This is a genomic window from Streptosporangiales bacterium (assembly GCA_009379825.1).
GTDB lineage: Bacteria > Actinomycetota > Actinomycetes > Streptosporangiales > WHST01 > WHST01.
Window position 1 is genome coordinate 1 of the sequence record WHTA01000089.1, and the last position, 20,510, is coordinate 20,510.

22 protein-coding genes and 1 pseudogene are annotated in these 20,510 nt (G+C 71.1%); 12 read left to right on the forward strand and 11 right to left on the reverse strand.

The window, feature by feature from the left end; translation table 11 throughout:
* A partial coding sequence (locus GEV07_26840; GenBank protein MQA06181.1) for a tyrosine-type recombinase/integrase occupies positions 1–239 on the forward strand: 239 nt, incomplete at its 5' end.
* Positions 240–244: 5 nt separating this feature from the next.
* Here the strand turns inward: GEV07_26840 and GEV07_26845 are convergent.
* Both GEV07_26845 and GEV07_26850 read right to left on the reverse strand, forming a co-directional pair.
* Positions 245–1,642, reverse strand: coding sequence for a TldD/PmbA family protein (locus GEV07_26845; GenBank protein MQA06182.1), 1,398 nt, complete (start codon positions 1,640–1,642; stop codon positions 245–247).
* The gene (locus GEV07_26850; protein ID MQA06183.1) at positions 1,642–3,171 is read right to left on the reverse strand and encodes a TldD/PmbA family protein; all 1,530 of its coding nucleotides are present in this window, start codon (positions 3,169–3,171) and stop codon (positions 1,642–1,644) included. The genes GEV07_26845 and GEV07_26850 overlap by 1 nt, the downstream gene beginning before the upstream one ends.
* A 103-nt stretch (positions 3,172–3,274) precedes the next feature.
* Between GEV07_26850 and GEV07_26855 the strand changes: the two genes are divergently transcribed.
* Both GEV07_26855 and fabI read left to right on the forward strand, forming a co-directional pair.
* Positions 3,275–3,979 carry an SDR family oxidoreductase gene (locus GEV07_26855; protein ID MQA06184.1) on the forward strand — a complete coding sequence of 235 codons (705 nt, stop codon included), beginning with the start codon at positions 3,275–3,277 and terminating at the stop codon, positions 3,977–3,979.
* 4 nt (positions 3,980–3,983) lie between these two features.
* Positions 3,984–4,751: an enoyl-ACP reductase FabI gene (gene fabI, locus GEV07_26860; GenBank protein ID MQA06185.1), complete on the forward strand. Its 768-nt coding sequence runs from the start codon at positions 3,984–3,986 to the stop codon at positions 4,749–4,751.
* Here the strand turns inward: fabI and GEV07_26865 are convergent.
* Positions 4,748–5,373, reverse strand: a pseudogene (locus tag GEV07_26865) (alpha/beta fold hydrolase). The gene fabI and the pseudogene GEV07_26865 sit on opposite strands and share 4 nt — an antisense overlap.
* Positions 5,374–5,647: 274 nt before the next feature.
* Positions 5,648–6,511, reverse strand: a complete 864-nt coding sequence (locus GEV07_26870; GenBank protein MQA06186.1) for an FCD domain-containing protein — start codon at positions 6,509–6,511, stop codon at positions 5,648–5,650.
* On the opposite strand from GEV07_26870, the gene GEV07_26875 reads away from it, so the two are divergent.
* The gene (locus tag GEV07_26875) at positions 6,462–6,824 is read left to right on the forward strand and encodes a hypothetical protein (protein ID MQA06187.1); all 363 of its coding nucleotides are present in this window, start codon (positions 6,462–6,464) and stop codon (positions 6,822–6,824) included. The genes GEV07_26870 and GEV07_26875 overlap by 50 nt on opposite strands.
* Positions 6,821–7,666, forward strand: a complete 846-nt coding sequence (locus tag GEV07_26880; protein ID MQA06188.1) for a hypothetical protein — start codon at positions 6,821–6,823, stop codon at positions 7,664–7,666. Before GEV07_26875 ends, GEV07_26880 begins: the two co-directional genes overlap by 4 nt.
* 3 nt (positions 7,667–7,669) lie before the next feature.
* Here GEV07_26880 and GEV07_26885 read toward each other — a convergent pair whose 3' ends face one another.
* Genes GEV07_26885 through GEV07_26895 form a run of 3 tightly spaced genes read right to left on the reverse strand, consistent with a single transcriptional unit; the run spans position 7,670 to position 10,007 of the window.
* Entirely contained in the window at positions 7,670–8,713 is a 1,044-nt protein-coding gene (locus GEV07_26885; GenBank protein ID MQA06189.1) for an LLM class flavin-dependent oxidoreductase, read from the reverse strand.
* Positions 8,710–9,300, reverse strand: a complete 591-nt coding sequence (locus GEV07_26890) for an MFS transporter (GenBank protein MQA06190.1) — start codon at positions 9,298–9,300, stop codon at positions 8,710–8,712. Before GEV07_26890 ends, GEV07_26885 begins: the two co-directional genes overlap by 4 nt.
* A complete protein-coding gene (locus GEV07_26895) occupies positions 9,300–10,007 on the reverse strand; it encodes an MFS transporter (protein MQA06191.1) in 708 nt (235 codons plus the stop codon). The genes GEV07_26890 and GEV07_26895 overlap by 1 nt, the downstream gene beginning before the upstream one ends.
* 266 nt (positions 10,008–10,273) lie before the next feature.
* On the opposite strand from GEV07_26895, the gene GEV07_26900 reads away from it, so the two are divergent.
* Positions 10,274–11,059 carry a GntR family transcriptional regulator gene (locus tag GEV07_26900; GenBank protein ID MQA06192.1) on the forward strand — a complete coding sequence of 262 codons (786 nt, stop codon included), beginning with the start codon at positions 10,274–10,276 and terminating at the stop codon, positions 11,057–11,059.
* A gap of 32 nt (positions 11,060–11,091) precedes the next feature.
* On the opposite strand, the gene serB is transcribed toward GEV07_26900, so the two are convergent.
* Positions 11,092–12,360 (reverse strand): phosphoserine phosphatase SerB, encoded by a 1,269-nt coding sequence (gene serB, locus GEV07_26905; GenBank protein MQA06193.1) that lies wholly within the window; start codon positions 12,358–12,360, stop codon positions 11,092–11,094.
* A gap of 71 nt (positions 12,361–12,431) precedes the next feature.
* Positions 12,432–13,208, reverse strand: a complete 777-nt coding sequence (locus tag GEV07_26910) for a hypothetical protein (GenBank protein MQA06194.1) — start codon at positions 13,206–13,208, stop codon at positions 12,432–12,434.
* A 67-nt stretch (positions 13,209–13,275) separates the two neighbouring features.
* Here GEV07_26910 and GEV07_26915 point away from each other — a divergent pair, with 67 nt between their 5' ends.
* The 4 genes from GEV07_26915 to GEV07_26930 all read left to right on the forward strand — a co-directional run bounded on the left by GEV07_26915 (position 13,276) and on the right by GEV07_26930 (position 16,537).
* Positions 13,276–14,064, forward strand: coding sequence for an ATP-binding cassette domain-containing protein (locus tag GEV07_26915; protein ID MQA06195.1), 789 nt, complete (start codon positions 13,276–13,278; stop codon positions 14,062–14,064).
* Positions 14,065–14,160: 96 nt separating this feature from the next.
* Positions 14,161–14,568 carry an NfeD family protein gene (locus GEV07_26920; protein ID MQA06196.1) on the forward strand — a complete coding sequence of 136 codons (408 nt, stop codon included), beginning with the start codon at positions 14,161–14,163 and terminating at the stop codon, positions 14,566–14,568.
* Positions 14,565–15,788, forward strand: a complete 1,224-nt coding sequence (locus tag GEV07_26925) for an SPFH/Band 7/PHB domain protein (GenBank protein MQA06197.1) — start codon at positions 14,565–14,567, stop codon at positions 15,786–15,788. Before GEV07_26920 ends, GEV07_26925 begins: the two co-directional genes overlap by 4 nt.
* Entirely contained in the window at positions 15,785–16,537 is a 753-nt protein-coding gene (locus GEV07_26930; GenBank protein ID MQA06198.1) for a TSUP family transporter, read from the forward strand. The genes GEV07_26925 and GEV07_26930 overlap by 4 nt, the downstream gene beginning before the upstream one ends.
* 48 nt (positions 16,538–16,585) lie before the next feature.
* On the opposite strand, the gene GEV07_26935 is transcribed toward GEV07_26930, so the two are convergent.
* Positions 16,586–17,182: an asparaginase gene (locus GEV07_26935; GenBank protein ID MQA06199.1), complete on the reverse strand. Its 597-nt coding sequence runs from the start codon at positions 17,180–17,182 to the stop codon at positions 16,586–16,588.
* A gap of 51 nt (positions 17,183–17,233) precedes the next feature.
* On the opposite strand from GEV07_26935, the gene GEV07_26940 reads away from it, so the two are divergent.
* Entirely contained in the window at positions 17,234–17,836 is a 603-nt protein-coding gene (locus GEV07_26940; protein ID MQA06200.1) for a hypothetical protein, read from the forward strand.
* A 9-nt stretch (positions 17,837–17,845) separates the two neighbouring features.
* Here GEV07_26940 and glgC read toward each other — a convergent pair whose 3' ends face one another.
* Entirely contained in the window at positions 17,846–19,081 is a 1,236-nt protein-coding gene (gene glgC, locus GEV07_26945; GenBank protein MQA06201.1) for a glucose-1-phosphate adenylyltransferase, read from the reverse strand.
* 86 nt (positions 19,082–19,167) lie between these two features.
* On the opposite strand from glgC, the gene glgA reads away from it, so the two are divergent.
* The gene (gene glgA, locus GEV07_26950) at positions 19,168–20,373 is read left to right on the forward strand and encodes a glycogen synthase (protein ID MQA06202.1); all 1,206 of its coding nucleotides are present in this window, start codon (positions 19,168–19,170) and stop codon (positions 20,371–20,373) included.
* The last annotated feature ends 137 nt before the right edge of the window (positions 20,374–20,510 follow it).

Genomic DNA, 20,510 nt, shown 5'->3' on the forward strand with positions numbered 1-20,510 from the left:
GGTCGTGGCTGGCGGAACGCGGCGTGCCGCTGACGGACATCAAGGACCTGATGGGGCACGCATCGCTGCGGTCAACGGAGCGGTACCTGCATGCGGCGGGCACGCGGCTCGACCGTGCTCGGGAGGCCCTGCAGAGTTGGCCCGGAGATGGCACGCCACGTCTGCGGACGCTGCCCGGTGGTCGAGAGAAGCCGTCGAAAACGCGTCGTGACCTGCGTCAACGGGACACCGGTTCGTAACCCGGTCAGGACGCGTCGCTGACGGTGCTCATGTTGAACTCGGCCACGCGCAGCGGCGACATCGACGTCCGGGTGAAGTAGTCGCTCAGCTCGCGGGCCAGGGTGTGCTCGCTGCGGCCGATCTCCGTCACCCGACCGAGCATGCCGACCGGGCTCTCGTTGAACCTGAAGTTGTTCACCGCCGCGGTCACCTCGCCGTTCTCGACCAGGTAGACCCCGTCGCGGGTGAGGCCGGTGAGCAGCAGGGTGGCCGGGTCGACCGTGCGCACGTACCACAGGCAGGTGAGCAGCAGCCCGCGCGACGTGTTGGCGATCATCGTGTCCAGGTCCGGCGCGTCGGCGGGGCCCTCCACGATCAGGTTGTCCACCCCGAAGGTGGCCGGCAGGCCGGTCAGCTCCGCCGAGTGCCTGGTCTGCAGCAGCGCAGCAAGCACGCCGTCGTCGACCCAGCGGACGGCGGGGCCCGGCAGCCCGTTGTCGAAGATCGACTGCTCGGCGGTGGACGCGTGCGCGACCACGAACGGGCAGCACTCCAGCCCGGCCGCGCCCGGGTCGGACCGCACGGTCAGTGGCTGGTCGGTGAGCCGCTCGCCGACCCGCGTCTCGCCTGCGCCCTTGCCGAACACCGTGCGACCCTCGTGCGCGTCGCGGGCGGACGCCGACCAGTAGAACGGGATCATCAGGTCGGCGACGGCGGACGGCGGTAGCAACGTCTCGTACCTGCCGGCCGGTAGGTCGACCCGGCGCTCGGCCCAGCCGAGCCTGGTGGTCAGCGACGCGTCGAGCGCGGCGATGTCGACGTCGGTGAAGTCCCTGGTGTAGCTGCCCATCCAGGCAGAACGGCTGAAGTCGGCGGACTTGCCGTTCAGCTCCAGCCGGCCGGACGGCTGCGCGTGCCGCAGCCGCAGCCCGCTGCTCGTGCCCAGGTACGTGGTGGTGGTGTCGTGCTCGGCGAAGCCGAACAGCGACCGGTCGTCGGCGGTGGCGTGCTTGAACGCCTCGCCGAGCGCCGGCGCGAGCGCACCGAAGACGGCGGCCGAGGTCTCCGCGGGCGGCTCGTCCCAGCCGTCGTCGGCGGCGAGCAGGCCCGGCTCGGCGAGCGGCTGGGCGTCCTCAGCGGCGGTCGAGTCCTGCGCCGCCCGCTCCGCGGCGCGGACGACCGACTCGATCTGGTCCGGCGCCACCCCGCTGCGCGACACGGTGCCGACGGACGTGCCGGTCGCGCCGTCGACCGTGGCGATCACCGTGAGCTCCCACGACGTGGAGCGGCCGTTGGAGGTGAGCGAGTTGACGGCCCACCGCAGGTCCACATGGCTGTGCACGTCGACGATCACGATGCAGCCGTCCGCCCGGGACAGCCGCAGCGCGTGTTCGACCGCCTGCTGTGCGGTCAACTTGCTCATTAACCGTTCTCCTCGCGCGTGTTCAGCACGTTGACCCCGCGGAAGAGGGCGCTCGGGCAGCCGTGGCTGACCGGCGCGGTCTGGCCCGGCTGGCCCTTGCCGCACATGAAGGTGCCGCCGAGCACGTACGTCTGCGGCCCGCCGACGGCCGCCATCGACCCCCAGAAGTCCGGTGTCTTCGACTGGTACGCGAAGTCGCGCACCTGACCGGCGAGGCGGCCGTTCCTGATCGCGTAGACGCGCTGCCCGGTGAACTGGAAGTTGTACCGCTGCATGTCGATCGACCACGACTTGTCGCCGACCACGTAGAGGCCGTCGTCGACGTCCGCGATGAGCTCGTCGGTCGCAGGCCCGTCGTCGGCCGGCTGCAACGACACGTTCGCCATCCGCTGCAGCGGGACGTGCGCCGCGGAGTCGGCGAACGCGCAGCCGTTCGAGGCACCGAGCCCCTTCATGGCCGCCATCTGCCGGTTGAGCTGATAGCCGACGAGCACGCCGTCGCGCACGACGTCCCACTGCGTGGTCGCGACGCCCTCGTCGTCGTAGCCGACGGTCGCGAGCCCGTGCTCGGCCGTGCGGTCACCTGTGACCTGCATGACAGGGGAGCCGTAACGCAGCTCGCCGAGCTGGTCGAAGGTGGCGAACGTGGTGCCCGCGTACGCGGCCTCGTAGCCGAGGGCGCGGTCGAGCTCGGTGCCGTGGCCGATCGACTCGTGGATGGTGAGCCACAGGTTCGACGGGTCGATGACCAGGTCGTAGCGGCCGGCCCGTACCGAAGGCGCCGCCGCACGCTCCGCGAGCAGGTCGGGCAGCTGGGCCAGCTCAGTCGCCCAGTCCCAGCCGGTGCCTGTGACGAACTCCCAGCCGCGGGCCGTCGGCGGTGCCAGCGTGCGCATGTCCTCGAACCCGGCGTCGCCGGCGTCCAGCGTGACCGCGGTGAGCTCTGGGTGCACCCGCACGCGTTGTTGCGTGCTGACCGTGCCGGCGGAGTCCGCGTAGAACTTCTGTTCGAGCACCGCCTGGAAGCTCGCGTCGACGTGGTCGACGGCGGGATGGGCGAGCAGCGTTGCGCTGCGGTCGCCGAGCAGTGCGATCTTCGTCGCAACGGGGACGCCGAATGGGTCCTCGGTGTACGCCGAGACCCAGGTGACGTCGGCATGGACGGGTTCGTCGGCCAGGACGACCGGCTCGGACGTCAGCGGCTTGCAGGTGCGGGCCAGCTCCACGGCCTGCTCGGCGAGGCGCTGTGCCGTCGCCGGGTCGATGTCGACAGCGGCCGCGAACCCCCACGCGCCGTCGTGCAGGACGCGGACGGACACCCCGGTGTCGGTGAGGTCGACGGAGGTCTGCAGGCGTGCGTCGCGCAACGCCATGGCTTGCAGCCGGCCGCGTTCGGTGCGGACCTCGGCATGGCTCGCGCCTAGGTCGCGGGCCCGCTGGATTGCCGCGTCGGCGACCGTACGCAGCGGGAGCGCGAGGAACTCGGGGTCGATGTCGTGCCGGGCACCGGCCGTGGCGTTGGCTGACACCCCTCGACCCTACGCCATCGCGGGGGTGCAGCGAACGCCTGCGGACGCAAGGCATCCTGGTAGCGTTCGCGCGTCTGGGTGGTGCAGATGCGAAGGAGGCAGTGTGACGCGCACCGTACTCGTCACCGGGGGCAACCGCGGTATCGGACTGGCCGTGGCCAGGGCGTTCGCGGAGGCAGGAGACACCGCGGTGGTGACGTACCGGACGGGTGACCCACCCGCCGGGCTTGCCGGCGTCCGCTGCGACGTCACCGACGCCGAGTCGGTGGACCAGGCGTTCAAGGAGGTCGAGGAGCAGTTCGGCAAGGTCGACGTGCTCATCGCGAACGCCGGCGTCACCAAGGACCAGTTGCTGCTGCGGATGTCGGACGACGACTTCACCTCGGTGCTCGACACCAACCTGACCGGCGCGTACCGGGTCACGAAGCGCGCGGTGCGCGGCATGCTGCGGGCGAAGCAGGGCCGGGTGGTGCTGATCTCGTCCGTGGTCGGTCTGCTCGGCTCACCCGGACAGACCAACTACGCGGCGTCCAAGGCCGGCATGGTCGGGTTCGCGCGGTCGCTGGTGCGCGAGCTCGGGCCGCGCAACATCACCGTGAACGTGGTCGCGCCCGGGTTCGTGGAGACCGAGCTGACCGCCGTGCTGTCCGAGGAACGGCAGGCGGAGCTGGCCGCCTCGGTACCGCTCGGCCGCACCACGTCGGTCGACGAGGTGGCGAAGGTGGTGCGCTGGCTGGCCAGCGACGAGGCGGCGTACATCACCGGTGCTGTGATCCCGGTGGACGGCGGACTGGGAATGGGGCACTGAAGTCATGGGCATTCTGGACGGCAAGCGGATCCTCGTCGCCGGCGTGACGATGGACACCTCGCTGGGTTTCGGGGTCGCGAAGATCGCGCAGGAGCAGGGCGCCGAGGTGGTCATCACCAACTTCGGCCGGGCGCTCTCGATTACCCGCAGGATCGCCAAGCGGCTGCCAACCGAGCCTTCCGTGCTCGAGCTCGACGTGTCCGACGAGGGCCACCTGGAGTCGCTGGCCGAGCGGCTGGGGGAGCACGTCGACGGGCTCGACGGCGTCATGCACTCGATCGCGTACGCCCCGCCGTCGTGCCTCGGCGCCGGTTTCCTCGACGCGCCGTGGTCGGACGTCGCGGTGGCGGTGCAGGTGTCGGCGTACTCGCTGAAGGCACTGACCAAGGCGACCCTGCCGCTGCTGCGCGAGGGCAGCTCGGTCGTCGGGCTCACCTTCGACGCGAGCCAGGCCTGGCCGGCGTACGACTGGATGGGCGTCGCGAAGGCTGGTCTGGAGTCCACCGCCAGGTACCTCGCGCGCGACCTCGGGCCGCGCGGCGTCCGGGTGAACCTGGTGTCCGCCGGACCGACCCGCACGCTGGCCGCGAAGAGCATCCCTGGTTTCGACGCGCTCGAGCAGGACTGGGGCAACCACGCGCCGCTGGGGTGGGACAACACCGACACCGAGCCGACCGCGCGCGCCTGCGTCGCGCTGCTTTCCGACTTCTTCCCGAAGACCACAGGCGAGATCGTGCACGTCGACGGCGGCTACCACGCCATGGGCGCCTAGCGCGCGACGGCTTCGACCAGCTCCTCCAGTGCGGTGGCGACGTCCGCCGGCTCGGTCAGCACGGCGAGATGGTGTGCGCTGCGGCGTACCACCGGCCGTTGCGTTCCGCGCGCTGCGCCGTGTCGGCGTACGCGTCGCTGAGCTGCAGGTAGCCGCCGGGCGGTGGCGCCGCGCCTGCCGGCGCGGGGGTGGGTTCCTCGAAGTAGGCCAGCGGCAGCCCGGGCAGCTCCGCGCAGAAGCGCGTACGCAGCTGCGGGTCGGGCAGCAGCTCCTCGACGGTGCCTGGCGGGAACCACTCGTGCCACGGCGGCAGTCGCCCGTCGCGGGCGAGGCCGAGCAGCTGCCCCCTGATCTCGTCCGGCAGGGTGTCGAACAAGCTGGCGCCCGGCTGCGGTAGCAGGGCGTCGACGTAGACCGCGGCGGTGACCGTCGCCGGTGTCGCGTCGGCAACCGCGGGCAACAGGGCGCCGGCGCCGCTGTGCCCGACGAGCACGACCCCCTCGCCGCCGGCGTCCGCGATGGCGTCCGCGACGGTCGCCGCCAGTCGCGGGTAGTAAGGCCCGGTGCCGTCGAGCGCTGCGGCGAGCGAGGGTACGGCCACTTCGTGGCCGCGTGCACGCAGCTCCGCGGCGACCGGCTGCCAGGTAGCTGGCCCGACGGGCGGGGCCGTGCACGAGCGCGAGCATGCGCGCCTTCAGGTGCAGTGCCCGTCCAGGCAGATCTGGTCGGGCGGGCAGTCAGCGTCGAGGCCGCAGTCCGACTCCGGACCCGACCGCGTCGAGGTGCGCTGAGCCAGGCGCGCGGCGAGCCGGTCGACGAGGTCGTTACCCGGGCTCGCGTGGCCGGACTCCACCGGTGTCGTCATGGCACAACTGTGCACCTAGGGGACCGGAGAGTCAACGTAAGCCCTGGCCAGTGGGGTTGCTGCGGGCCCTCGGCTTGGTGAAGCCGCTGCGCGACCGGCCGGAGATGCCGGCGTCGAGCACGGCGTCGCTGTCGATGAGCGCGGTGATCAGCCAGGTGCGGATCGCCGTGACGTGCTCGGCGGCGGCGCGACGGGCGGCCTCCGGGTCGTGCCTGGCGATGGCCTCGACGATCCGCCTGTGGTCGGTGTTGTCCGGCAGGTTGGTGGTGTCCAGCTTGCGTGCGATGACGAACGCCTGGTGCAGCTTGAGATGCAGGTCGGCGAGGAGCAGGTCGAGCTCGCGGTTGTTGCCTAGTGCGGTGAGCCGCCGGTGGAAGCGGTAGTGGGCGAGGATCTCGTCGGAGTTCGCCCAGGTATGTCCGGTCGAGTCGACGGCGAACGCGGCGAGCTTCTCGACCTCGCCCGGATACCGCTGGCTGCCGATGGCCGCCTTCGCCGCCGCCATCGGCTCGAGCACGGCCTGCAGGTCGAGCAGGTCCCTGGTCTCCCGCACGGTGACCGAGCGGATCCGGTAGCCGGACCGCGGTGTCGCTGTGATCCAGCCCTGCCGGCGGAGTACGGCAAGCGCCTCGCGTACCGGCGTCTTGCTCATGCCGAGCAGCTCGGTCAGGTCGCCCTCCGAGACCCAGGCGCCGGGCGCGAGCTCACCGGTCACGATGCGCCGTTTCAAGGCGCCGATCGCCTCGTCGCTCAACAAGGCGGGCGTCTCCGGTTGCCGCGCGTAGTTCACCCGACGCTCCTTCGGGCTCGATGGGGCCGCCGTGATATGACCAGCGACAGGATTGATGGTGCCACCATTGCCTCGGTCGGCGCCAATGCGCAAGGGTGCGGCCATGGTTCCACTGGTCTCGCGCGACGACTACCTCGCGCTGCTGCAGTCCGGTGGTTCGCTGCTGGCTCAGCTGGAGGCACCATGGTGTGGTGACTGTCACGAAGCGTTGCCGCAGCTCGATGCGATCGCGCAGAGGTACGGCAACGAACTCACCGTGCTGCGAATGGACGCCGACACGGATCCGCGGCTGCGTGACGAGTTCCAGCTCCAGGGCTATCCCACCTACGTGTTCGTCGAGCAAGGTGTCGTGACTGCATCGTGCCTCGGCGAGCCTGAGTTCGGACTCGCCCGGTTGGTGGAGATCCTTGTGCCGTGATCGTACGCCTTCCGCAACAGGCTGCGGTGGACGTCTGGGCGGTCGCGGCCGATGGCCGACGGCTGGCCGGCGCGGCCAGCGGCGTGCTCGACGTGCCGGACGGTGCGGTGCTCGAGGTGCGTGGCCGCCGCCGCGCGCGTGCGCAGCTGGCGTGGCTGACCGAGCTCTCGATCCCTGTGGTGTCCATCGACGTCCGGCGGTCGCGGGTCAATGCGTACGACCTGATGGCCGCGGCCTCGCTGCCGTCGCTCGCGGTGCTCACCGCCGCCGGTGACGTCATCGACCGGTCGGTGGTCGCCGCGATCAGCCAGGCCCCGAACCTCGCCGTGCTGCAGCTCACCGCGCCCGCCCTGCGCGCGGGCGACCTGCTGCCGCTGCGCGCGGCGGGCCGGCTGCGGCAGGTAAGGCTCGAGGTGCCGCAGGTGCCGGCGGCGGAGGTCGTCGAGGTGCTCGGGCAGCGGCAGCTGGTGACGTTCGGGCTGTCCGAGCCGCGGATGACCGCCGGCCTGTTCGACCAGGTGGCGACGCTGTGGCCGCTGCGGGAGATGGCCGTCGCCGTGGACTACCTGGACCGCGCCATGCTCAGCGTGGTGCGCCGGCTGAGCGGGCTGGGGCAGCTCGCGCTCGACGCACGGTGGGCGCACGTGACGGCGTTGGACGTCACCGAGCTGGTCTGCGGCCTGCCCGGTTTGCGCCAGCTCGAGCTCACCCAGGCGGCGAAGCCGATCGCCACCGAGCTGCTGCTCGGCGCGCTGTGGCTGCGCCCCGGCCTGTGCGTGAACGGGCTGACCATGACGCCGCAGGCGACGGCGCGGTTCATCGAACGCTGGGCGGAGCAGTGACGGTCACGACGCCGCGACCGCACGCAACGCCTCGCGAAACCGCGCCGTGCCCTCAGGATTGACGAACCTGCCGACGTCGTAGACGATGACGTGCTCGCAGCCGGCCCGCTCGTACTCGGCCAGCTGCGCCCGGACGTCCGCCGGCGAGCCGTGCAGCACGGCATCGGCGACGACCGCGTCCGGGATGGCGGTCAGCAGCGACTCGGCTCGGTCCGGCGGGATGTCGTTCGGGATGTACCCGTGGTCGAGCGGGTAGCTGGCGCCGTGCTCGGCGAAGCCGTCCTCGCCGCGGTAGAGCGCCACCGCACGTACGGACGGGTGCTGCAGCAGCGCGACGCTCTCCCGCCTGGTGGGGGCGAGCGCGCTCCAGGCGAACAGCGTCGGCCTGATGGCACCGGGGTCGCGTCCGGCCCGTTCCGCGTGGCCGCGCAGCACGCCGAGCTTCTCGCGGTACGCAGAAGGCGGGAGGCTGGTGGGGATCCAGCCGTCCGCGTGCTGTGCGGTGAGCGCGAGCATGCGCGGCCCGTGCGCCGCGACGTACAGCGCGAAGCTGGTCGCCGCGGTGATGCCGAGCGACGCCTCGCCGCTGACGTCACCGGTGCGCAGCCGGCTCAGCGTGTCGAGCGCCGGCCGCATGTAGGTGAGCCGGCCGGTGCGTTCCAGCCCTGGATGCAGCCCGTACGGCTTGAGCTGGCCCGGGTCGCCGACGCCGAGGCCGAGCAGCATCGGCCGGCCGCCCAGCCAGCCGACCGTGCTCGCGGTCTGCGCGAGCGCGACGCTGCTGCGCCTTACCGGGTCGGTGACCGCGACCCCGAGCGGGATCCGCTCGGTCTGCGCCGCGCCCGCGGCGAGCAGCGAGAGCGGGTCGAGCAGCTGGTGCGGGTCGGCCAGCACCCCGGTCGGTGCGCCGCGCGGGAACCACCCCTGCAGGTGGTCGATCAGCCAGGCGGCGGCCAGGTCCGGCTGTGCATCCGCCCACCGGATGTCGTCCAGCGGGTCCACCTGCGGGTGCACGGAGATCGGTGCGCCGAGCGTCAGCCGGCTCATCTGCTGACCTCGGCCGCGGTGCTCGTCTGGACGTCCGCCGTCGGGCCGTGCCAGTCGCGCAGGAACAGCGCGGCCACCGCGGACACCACACCGGCGAGGCTCATGTACGCGGCGATCAGCAGCCAGCCGCCGGACGCGTCCAGCAGCCAGGTAGCGACGATCGGCGCGAGCGCGCTGCCGATCACCGTGCCGAGGGTGTAGCCGAGCGACATGCCCGTGTACCTGACCGCCGGCGGGAACACGTGCGCGAAGAAGACCGGCATGGTGCCGTACGTCGCGGTGTACGGCAGGAACAGTGCGAGGAAGCCGAGCAGCATCCAGCCGAACGAGCCGGTGTCGAGGGTCACGAACCACAGGTAGGGCAGCACGGCCATGCCGAGGCAGCCGGCGACGAAGATGGCGCGCCGGCCGGTGCGGTCCGACAGCCAGCCGAAGAACGGGATGCCGAGGATGGCGAGCACGTTGACCACGAGCACCAGTTGCAGGATGACGTCGCGGTCGAGTTTCAGCTGCCCGGTGCCGTAGTTCAGCGAGAACACCGTGCCGATGTAGAACGTCACGCCCGCGGAGACGTACGTGAGGCACATCAGCAGCGCGCGCAGCGGGAGAGCACCTCGGCGATCGGCGCCCGCCGCACCTCGTCCTTGTCCTTGACCTGTTGGAAGTCCGGGCTCTCCGCGAGCTTGAGCCGGATCGCCAGGCCGAGGCCGATCAGCACGACGCTGAGCAGGAACGGCACCCGCCACCCCCAGGCCTGGAACGCGGCGTCGGAGAGCTGCGAGGTGGCCAGGAATACCAGGTTGGCCAGCAGCAGCCCCCACGCGGCGCCGGTGTTCACCAGCGCGCCGAACAGACCGCGGCGACGGCTGCTCGCGTGTTCCACGCTCATCAGGACGGCGCCGCCGTACTCGCCGCCGAGCGACAGCCCCTGCACCACCCGCAGCAGCACGAGCAGCAGGGGAGCGGCGGGACCGATCGTCGCGTAGGTGGGCAGCAGCCCGATGCAGAGCGTCGCGACGCCCATCAGCGAGAGCGTCACCACGAGCATCGACTTGCGGCCGAGCCGGTCGCCGAAGTGCCCGAAGAGCACGCCGCCGAGCGGCCGGGCGACGAACGCGAGCGCGAACGTGGACAGCGAGAGCAACACGCTGACCAGCGGGTCGTGACCGGGAAAGAAGAGCTTGTCGAAGACGAGCGCGGCCGCGGTGCCGTAGATGAAGAACTCGTACCACTCGATGGTCGTGCCGGCGAGGCTGGCAAGCACGACCCGGCCGGAGCCGGACTGTCTGGTCATGGGGAATGCCTCCCGCGTGCGTCTGAACGGCCCGCCGATGCTGCTTGTCAGCTCGACGGCCACTGCTCCTGCTGTGCGATCGACGGTCGTGGTGCTCGTGCGGTCGACCGGCCGACGGTGGTGTGCGGTCGACGGGTCGTCGGGGCCTGTGCGGTCACCGGCCCGTCGGTGCTGGCTCGCGGTCCTGGGCGGGCTGTGCCGGAGCGCGGTGACCGTACGCTAATCTGTTGTCTGACATCAGTTAAGCGAGCTGGCAGGATGTACCCGTGAGCACCGCTGATCACGTCCGCTACCAACCGCTCGAACGTCGTTCGGTCCCCGAGATCGTCGCCGAGCGACTCGTCGCCGAGATCGAGTCCGGCACGCTGCGTCCCGGTGACCGGCTGCCCTCGGAGCCCGAGCTGGCCCGGCAGTTCCACGTCGGCCGGAGCTCGTTGCGGGAGGCCATCCGCAAGCTGCACACGCTCGGCGTGCTCGAGGTCGTGCGCGGCCGCGGCACGTACGTCAGGCAGCGCACCGATGGTGAGCCCGACCCGCAGTTCGTGGAGTGGAGCGTCACCGAGGGCCCGGGTGCCGGCGAGGTGCTCGAGGTGCGGCTCGGCCTGGAGCTGACGGCGACGGGCCTGGCCTGCTTCCGCGCGACCCAGACCGACCTGGACGTGCTTGCGGCGCGGTGCCGGGAGCACGAGGCGGTGCGACGCACGCGGGACATCGACGAGCTGGTACGCACCGACGAGCAGGTGCACGAGGCAGTCGTACGTGCGGCGCACAACCAGATGCTGCTGCAGACGTACCTCGCACTCGTGCCGCGGATGGTCGACTACCGCAAGCACACGCTGGCGCTCGAGCGTGCGGACGAGCGGTTCGACCCGCACCACAGCGACCTGCACGCGGCGATCGTGCACCGGAACGCAAGCGCCGCCAGGCAGGCGGTCGTCCGCCACATCAGCGCGCTCTACGGCGAGGTCAGGGCGGCCGCGGAAGCCGACCCCGGTGAGCACGAGCACCTCACCATGCCCGACTTCGCCGCCATCTTCGGCAGCTTCGGCTAGCCGGGCTCAGCCGGTCGCGATCGCCACGGTGGTCAGGGCCGCACTGCCGGCTGGCTCGGCGTCAGGTCGTCGTCCTCGGCATCGGCGGCCTCCACCTCGTCGCGGGGGATGCCGAGGAGGAACAGCAGCGAGTCGAGGTACGGCACCGACAGCGACGTGTCCGCCGCCTCGCGCAGCACCGGTTTGGCGTTGAACGCCACGCCGAGGCCCGCGCGCTGGATCATGTCGAGGTCGTTCGCGCCGTCGCCGATGGCGACCGTCTGCCGCAGCGGCACTTCGCACTCGTGGGCGAACCTGACCAACATGTCCGCCTTCGCCTGCCGGTCGAGGATCGGGCCGACGAGCTCGCCGGTGATCCTGCCGTCGACGATCTCGAGCGTGTTCGCGGCGACGAAGTCGATGCCGAGGTCCGCGGCGAGCGGCTCGATGACCTGGGTGAAGCCGCCGCTGACCACGGCGATCTTGTGGTCCAGCCGCCGCAGGGTGCGGATCAGGGTGCGCGCGCCCGGCGTCAGCCGCAGCGCTTCGTACACCTCGGTGAGGATGCTCTCCGGCAGCCCCGCGAGCAGTCGTACCCGCTGCCGCAGCGAGGCGGCGAAGTCGAGCTCGCCGGCCATCGCCGCCGTGGTCACCTCGGCGACCTGCTCGGCGCAGCCGGCGTGCTCGGCGAGCAGCTCGATGACCTCGTCCTGGATGAGCGTGGAGTCGACGTCCATCACGACCAGCCGCTTCCCGCGGCGCTGCAGACCGGACGGGTGCACGGACACGTCCACGTGCTGGGTGGCGGCCTCCCTGGCCAACGCGGCGCGCAGCTCGTCGGAGTCGGCGCCGGACACCTCCAGCTCGAGCGCCGTGCACGGGTAGCGGGCGAGCCGCAGGATGCGGTCGATGTTCGCCCCGCACGCCGCCGTACGACCGGCGATCGCGCCGACCGCGCCGGGGTGCAGTGGCGCGCCGAGCAACGTGACGTGCAGGCGCTCGCCGCGCCGCGGGTCGTTGTCGCCCGAGCCTGGCGTGACGTCGATGTCCAGGTCCAGCTTCTCCGCCATCAGCTGCAGGGCAGGGGCGAGGCCGTTCTCCGGGTCGGGTGCGGCGAGCAGGATGCCGAGCACGATACGGCCGCGGACCACGACCTGCTCGACGTCGAGCACCTCGGTGTCGGACTCGCTCGCGACCGCAGCGAACACCTGCGAAAGCAGACCGGGGCGGTCGCGCCCGGTGAGCGTCACGAGCAGGGTGCGCGACGGGGAGTCGGTACGGAAGCGGCTGGCGGCGGAGACTGCGACTGCGTCCGGTTCCATGGTTCCTGCACGTTAGTCGGGTGCCGGTGCGCTGCCGCACACGACCCCGGACTGTCGCGTGTCCGCGCAGGTCAGCCGTCGGTCACCGCGTTGTGCGCCGCGACCAGTGCCCGCCTGACCGCATGCTCGAGGTCGCGCAGGCTCGCCCTGCGGGCGTCCACCTCGTGCGCGGTGACGCTGCCGCCGTCGTCGGCGAGGCCGGCGGCGGTGATGGCGGCCAGCCGGTCGGCCTGCGCGGCGACCCGGCACGCCCGCTGGGGGTAGCCGGGCGCAAGCGGCGGGACGTCGGCGGGTGCGCGCAGCTCGGCGAGCGCGCTGCTCGCGGCCGGCCGCCAGCCCGCCGTGTCGAGTGCGAGCAGGGCGTCGGCCGTGTCGCGCAGCGTCAGGTTCAGCGCCTGCTCGGCCTCCGCGAGCGTCGGGGTGCCAGCGCTCGCCCGGTGGACCAGATGCGCCTGCCACCGCAACCCGCGGTACGAGGATCCGCGCACGTCCGCGGTCGGCACCAGGCCGAGAGGTGCCTCGCCGAGCTCGACGAGCACGGCTTCGCCGGCGTCGACGGCGGGCAGGTTGAACTCCTTCGGCCCGGTGAGACCGAGCGGGTCGCCGGGCGCGGGCAGCGCCAGCCGGAACGCGGTGAGCCGCTGGCCGCGCAGGACGTCGAGCAGCGTCCGCAGCGGCTGCTCCCGGTCGGCCACCGCGGGGTGGCTGACGCCGGTGACCTGCTGCGGTCCGTGCTCCTTCTCCAGGACGTCGGCGACCTCGTCGCGACCACAGTTGCCCGCCAGCCAGGCGTTGGCCCAGGCGACGAGTGTCTCGGACGCGGATGCGTCGGTACGAGTGCGTGCCACTCGTCGAGGATAGAACCGCGGTGTCGTACGTTGGTCCTGCACTCGATCTGACCGAGAGGCGGCGTCGGTGACGGCTGAAGTGCTGCGCCTGGACAACATCTCCGTATCGCGAAACGGCTCCACTCTGCTCGACGGGCTGAGCTGGACTCTGCGGGAGGGCGAACGCTGGATCGTGCTCGGCCCGAACGGCGCCGGCAAGACCACCGCGGTGCGGATGGCCGCCGCACAGCTGTTCCCCACCACGGGCACGGTGGACATCCTCGGTGAGCGGATGGGTGCCGTCGACGTCTTCGAGCTGCGCCCGCGGATCGGGGTGACGAGTGCGGCGATGGCCGAACGCATCCCGCCCACGGAGACCGTACGCAACGTCGTGCTGACCGCGTCGTACGCGATCGTCGGCCGGTGGCGCGAGGAGTACGACAACTGGGACGCGGACCGTGCGCTCGAGCTGCTGTGGCAGCTCGGGTGCGGCGAGCTCGCCGACCGTACCTTCGGCACGTTGTCCGAGGGGGAGCGCAAACGGGTACAGATCGCCCGCGCGTTGATGACCGACCCGGAGCTGCTGCTGCTCGACGAGCCGGCGGCCGGGCTGGATCTCGGGGCACGTGAGGACCTCGTGCGCAGGCTCGCCGCGCTGGCCGCCGACCCGCAGGCACCGGTGACGGTGCTCATCACCCACCACGTGGAGGAGATCCCGCCGTCGTTCACACACTGCCTGCTGCTGCGCGACGGCCGCGCCGTCGCGCAGGGCCCCATCGACGACGTGCTGACGGCGGAGAACCTGTCCAAGTGCTTCGGCGTCTGGTTGCGGCTGGACCGGATGGACGACCGCTGGGTGGCGCGCGGTACGCCGTAGTGCGCGGTGCGTCCGATACCACGCCGGCCCGGAAATAAGTAGGCTGGCGAGGTGCAGTTCGATGCGTGGTTACTGTGGCTGATCGCCGCCGTCGGGATGGGCATCCTGGAAGCCCTGACACCGTTCCTGGTGTTCGGCATGCTCGCGCTCGCGGCGCTGGTCGGGATGCTGCTCGCCCTGCTCGGGGTACCTGCCGGCTTCCAGATCCTCGGGTTCGCGATCGCCGCGGTCGCCACCTTGGGCATCATCAGGCCGGTCGCGCGGCGGTACAGCAGGCACAAACCGCATCAGCGGATGGGCCTCGCCAGGGTCGTCGGTCAGGACGCGCTGGTCGTCGAACGCGTCGACGGCCAAGAGGGGCGGGTGAAGATCGCCGGTGAGATCTGGTCGGCGCGGGCCTACGACCCGACCCTCGTCCTCGAGGCAGGTAGTACTGTCCAGGTGATCGAGATCGAAGGCGCGACCGCGCTCGTTTACGGGCCAGGATCGGAGATCGAACAGTGACCGCAGGACTCATCGCGGCAATCGTCATCGCGTTGGCGGTCGTCATCCTGTTGGCGAGGACGATCCGTATCGTCCCGCAGCAGCGGGCGGCAGTCGTGGAACGGCTGGGCAAGTACAACCGGACGCTGGAGGCGGGGCCCAGGCTGCTGATCCCGTTCTTCGAACGCATCAGGCACCTTGCCGACCTGCGTGAGCAGGTGGTGCCGTTCCCGCCGCAGCCGGTCATCACCCAGGACAGCCTGAGCGTGAACGTGGACACCGTCGTGTACTACACGGTGACCAACGCGCGCGACGCGACGTACGAGATCGCCAACTTCATCCAGGGCATCGAGCAGCTCACCATCACCACCCTGCGCAACGTCATCGGGTCGATGGACCTGGAGCGCACGCTGACCTCGCGCGAGGAGATCAACAACGCGCTGCGCGGAGTGCTCGACGACGCCACCGGCCGGTGGGGCGTTCGGGTGAACCGGGTGGAGCTGCGGGCGATCGACCCGCCGCCGACCATCAAGGACGCGATGGAGAAGGCGATGCGCGCGGACCGCGACAAGCGCGCGGCCATCCTCAACGCGGAGGGCGTCAAGCAGTCGCAGATCCTGACGGCCGAAGGCGACCAGCAGTCCGCCATCCTGCGTGCCCGCGGTGAGGCGGAGGCCGCCGTCACCCGCGCCGAGGGTGACGCGCGGGCGCAGGCGTTGCGGGCGAGCGGTGAGGCGCAGGCCATCGAGACCGTGTTCGAGGCCATCCACGAGGGCGACGCGGACCAGAAGCTGCTGTCGTACCAGTACCTGCAGATGCTGCCGAAAATCGCCGAGGGCGACTCGAACAAGCTCTGGATCGTGCCGAGCGAGCTCGGCAAGGCACTGGAGGGCCTCGGCGGCGTGCTCGGCTCGGTGAAGGCCGGCGCCGAGGACGCTGCTGGCGGTGAGACGGAGGCGTCAGAGGCCGACGAGGCGGCGGCTGCCGACGGCGGTGGCCGCAGACGGAAGCGTAGCTCCAGTGCGAGCCTCACCCAGGCGATCGAGCAGCTCGGTGCGACCCCGGTAGGGCCGGTCGCCGGCGAGACGACGTACGGCGAGGAGTCGGAGCAGAGTCAACCGAGCCCACCAGCGCCACCAGTGCCACCGGTGCCGCCGCCACCCACACCGGGTACGGCCGGCTCGCTGGCGCCGTGGAACCAGCCGCCGCCGGGGCCCGGCCAGACAAACCGGCCGGAGTGACGGTCTGGGAGATCCTCGGGATCCTCGCTGCTGGGATCGCCGCAGGCACCATCAACACCATCGTCGGGTCGGGGTCGCTGGTGACGTTCCCGACGCTGCTCGCGTTCGGCTACCCACCCGTGGTCGCCAACGTCTCCAACAGCGTGGGCCTGGTCTTCGGCGGCGTCAGCGGCGTCATCGGCTACCGGCGTGAGCTCGCCGGCCAACGCCGCAGGATCATCTCGATGGCCGTCGTCTCTGCGCTCGGCGGCGTGTCCGGCGGCCTGCTGTTGTTGAAGCTGCCCGAGTCGGCCTTCAACGCCATCGTCCCCGTGCTGATCCTGCTCGGTGTCGTGCTCGTCATCGTGCAGCCGAAGCTGAACTCCTGGATGGCCGCCCGCCGGTCGGAGAACCACGACCACGTCGTCGCGATGCTCGTCGCGACGTTCTGCTGCGCGATCTACGGCGGTTACTTCGGCGCCGCGCAGGGCGTCATCATGATGGGTGTGCTCGGCACCTTGCTGCACGACCACATCCAGCGGCTGAACGCCGCGAAGAACGTGTCGACCACCATCGTGAACTTCTCCGCGGCGGTGCTGTTCGTGTTCGTGGCGGACGTCGCGTGGATCGCGGCCGGCCTGATCGCGGTCGGGTCGATCATCGGCGGCCAGCTCGGCGCGAAGGTCGGACGCCGGCTGCCGCCGATCGCGTTGCGGATCGTCATCGTGGTGGTCGGGCTGGCGGCCGTCGCCAAGCTGCTGCTCGACTAGCCCGCATGATGGTTGAACGTCCGCTGCGGTAGCCGAGGCGCAGCCCAGTCAGACGAACGTCTGCTGGGCGGTGGGCGTCCAGCAGCCGGCGAACATGGCGTTGCTGTTGCACGCGATGAGCGCCTCGCCTGCGGGGGTGACGGCGATGGTGCCGCCGGTCGCGCCGTACGGCTCCAACTGGGTCCGGTAGCTCGCGCGCACGGCTTCCTCGAGGCCGACGTGCCCGTACCGCAGGCGTGCCGTGATGTCGTGGGCGACGACCCCGCGGATGTCGGCCTCGCCCTCGCCGGTGCAGGAGACGGCGACGGCGTCGTCCGCGGCGTACGAGCCTGCGCCGATCAGCGGGGTGTCGCCGATGCGGCCCACGGACTGACCGACCATCCCGCCGGTCGAGGTCGCGCATGCGACGTGGCCGTCCGCGTCCACCGCGACTGCTCCGACGGTGCCGCTGCGTGAGGCAGTCGCACGGTTCGCGAGCACCTCGTCGAGCTGCCGCCGCCGGTGTTCTGTGACGAAGTACTCAGGCGGCGCGCTCGCCAGCGCTGACCGAGCCGCCGCTGTACGCACAGTCGGGGGAGAACCGGCGGGGCAACGTCGACACCATGATCGTGAAGCAGGTGCCCGTGCTCCCGCACGGTTGGTCAACTCACCGAGCCTCGTCGGCCCGGGCGGCGACGTGCTGGCCGACTACGTGCGGTGGGTGAGCCGGCGCATCACCGACCTCGGCGCGCCCGGTTACCGGCCACAGCTGCACTTCGACGTCTACGGCATGCTCGGGCGGGCCGTCGGCGGCGACGTGGCCGAGGTCGCCAGGTTGCTGGTGAAGCTGGCGGAGGCCGCCGAGGGGCGGCCACTGCGCGTCGAGCACCCGCTCGACGCTGGCGGTCGGGACGCGCAGGTCGAGGCGCTCCGCGCGCTCAAGACGCGGCTAGGCGTCTCGGGTCGCGGGTGGAGATCGTCGCGGACGAGTGGGCGAACGGCCTCGCCGACATAGAAGCGTTCTGCGCGGCCGACGCCGTGCATCACGTCCAGGTGAAGACGCCCGACCTCGGCAGCCTGGCCAACACCGTGGAGGCGATCCGCACCTGTCGGCGGTACGGAGTCGGTGCCTTCGTGGGTGGCAGCTGCGTGGAGACCGACGTGTCGGCGCGCGCGACCACGCACGTGGCGATGGCCACAGTCGCGACGGCGCTGCTCGCCAAGCCCGGTATGGGCGTCGACGAAGGGCTGGTCGTTGTCGGCAACGAGGTGCGGCGGGTACGTGCTCTGGACTCCTGGCTCACCGCACGGACCGGGTAGCCGACCGCGTCACGGCGGTGGGACGTACTGGTCCTTGCCGAGCACGACCACACCGTCCGGCGAGACGGTGAAGCCGCGTGCCTTGTCGGCGTCGTGGTCGACGCCGATCTGTGCGCCTTCGGGAACCACGACGTTCTTGTCCAGGATGGCCTTGTGCACGACGGCGCGCCGGCCGATCTGCACGTTGTCCATCAGCACGGAGTCCGTGACCCTCGCCCACGAGTTCACCCGGACCAGTGGCGACACCACGGAACGCTCGACCCGGCCGCCGGAGACGATGGCGCCGTGCGAGACGATCGAGTCGACCGCCGAGCCGATCCTGTCGGTGTTGTTGAAGACGAACTTGGCCGGCGGGTACGGCGGCGTCGAGGTGAGGATCGGCCAGTCGGAGTTGTACAGGTTGAACACCGGGTTGACGTTGATCAGGTCCATGTTGCACTCGTAGAGCGAGTCCAGCGTCCCGACGTCGCGCCAGTAGCCGACCTCCCGGTCCGTAGTGCCCGGCACCACGTTGCAGGCGAAGTCGTAGACGTGTGCGTCTTGCTGGGCGACGAAGGCCGGGATGATGTCGCCGCCGAGGTCGTGGTTGCTGCGTTCGTCCTTGGTGTCCTTGCGCACGGCGTCGACGAGCGCGTGGGTGGTGAAGACGTAGTTGCCCATCGACGCGTAGATCTGGTCCGGCGCGTCCGGCAGGCCGACCGCGTCCTTCGGCTTCTCCCTGAACGCCGTGATCTGGCCGCTCTCCGCGTCCGCCTCGATCACTCCGAACTGGTCGGCCTGCGACAGCGGTTGCCTGATCGCGGCGACCGTGACGCCCGCGCTGCTGGCGATGTGCGCGTCCAGCATCTGCCGCGGGTCCATCCGGTAGACGTGGTCCGCGCCGAAGACGATGACGTAGTCGGGGCGCTCGTCGCTGATCAGGTTGAGGTTCTGGAAGATGGCGTCGGCGGACCCGGCGAACCACCGCGGCCCGACCCGCTGCTGCGCGGGTACCGGCGAGACGTAGTTGCCGAGCACGGTCGACATCCGCCAGGTCACCGAGAGGTGGCGGTCCAGGCTGTGGCTCTTGTACTGGGTCAGCACGACTATCTTCAGGAAGCCGGCGTTGGCCAGGTTGGACAACACGAAGTCCACCAGCCGGTAGACCCCGCCGAACGGCACGGCCGGCTTCGCCCGGTCCGCCGTCAACGGCATCAGCCTCTTGCCCGCGCCACCGGCGAGCACTATCGACAGCACCTTGGCCATGGGAGCACCCTATGTTGCGCGCACCGGTTTGGCCCGTAGGGCGTACGCTCCGTACGGCGGTCGGGTAGTGCGAGGAGGGCGAACGCATGCCGTTGCGGGTCGATCTGCTGACCAGGGAGTACCCACCGGAGGTGTACGGAGGCGCGGGTGTCCACGCCGAGTACCTCGCGCGCGAGCTGGGCCGGCTGCCCGACCCGCCCGACGTACGGGTGCGCTGCTTCGGCGCGGACCGCCAGGCGGCCGGGGTGACCGCGTACCAGCCACCGCAGGAGCTGACGGACGCGAACGCGGCGCTGCAGGTGATGGGCGTCGACCTGGCGATGAGCGCGGGCGCGGCCGGCGCGAGCGTGGTGCACTCGCACACCTGGTACGCGAACCTGGCCGGCCACGTGGCGAAGCTGTTGCACGAGGTCCCGCACGTCGTGACGACGCACAGCCTGGAGCCGCTGCGGCCGTGGAAGGCCGAGCAGCTCGGCGGCGGCTACAACCTGTCCTCGTGGTGCGAGCGGACGGCGATCGAGGCGGCGGACGCCGTGATCGCGGTGTCCGCGGGCATGCGCGCCGACGTGCTGCGCTGCTACCCGGCGCTCGACCCCGGCCGGGTCTCCGTCGTGCACAACGGCATCGACACGGCGGAGTACGCGCCGGATCCCGCCACCGACGTGCTCGACCGGCTGGGCATCGACCCGCACCGGCCGAGCGTGGTGTTCGTCGGCCGGATCACCAAGCAGAAGGGGTTGCCGTACCTGCTGCGTGCCGCGCACGGACTCGACGGCGACGCCCAGCTGGTGCTGCTGGCGGGCGCTCCGGACACACCGGAGATCGGCGCCGAGGTCGAGCAGCTGGTGCACCAGCTGCGTGAGGTGCGCGACGGCGTCGTGTGGGTCGACCGGATGGTCTCCAAACCCGAGGTGATCCAGGTACTCAGCCACGCCACGGTGTTCTGCTGCCCGTCGGTGTACGAGCCGATGGGCATCGTCAACCTGGAGGCCATGGCGTGCGAGGCGGCCGTCGTCGCGACGGCGACCGGCGGCATCCCCGAGGTCGTCGCCGACGGTGAGACCGGACTGCTCGTACCCATCGACCAGGAGACCGACGGCACCGGCACGCCGAGGGACCCGGAGCGGTTCGTCGGCGACCTGCGCGAGCGGCTGGCCGCACTGCTCGCCGACCAGGCGCAGGCGAAGGCGATGGGGACGGCCGGTAGGCGCCGCGCCGTCGACGAGTTCAGCTGGTCGGTCATCGCCGACCGCACCCGCCAGGTGTACGAGTCGGTGCTCGCCGGCGGTTAGTACTGCAACGGCACATGGGGTGGGTGGCCGCGGGTGCGATAGTGGCTGGTTCGGGCTTGGTGTTGGCGTCGTCGACGCCAGGTTGACCATGCCCAGACGTGGTCGGGTTCGGACACGTGTCGCAGGATCAAATGCAC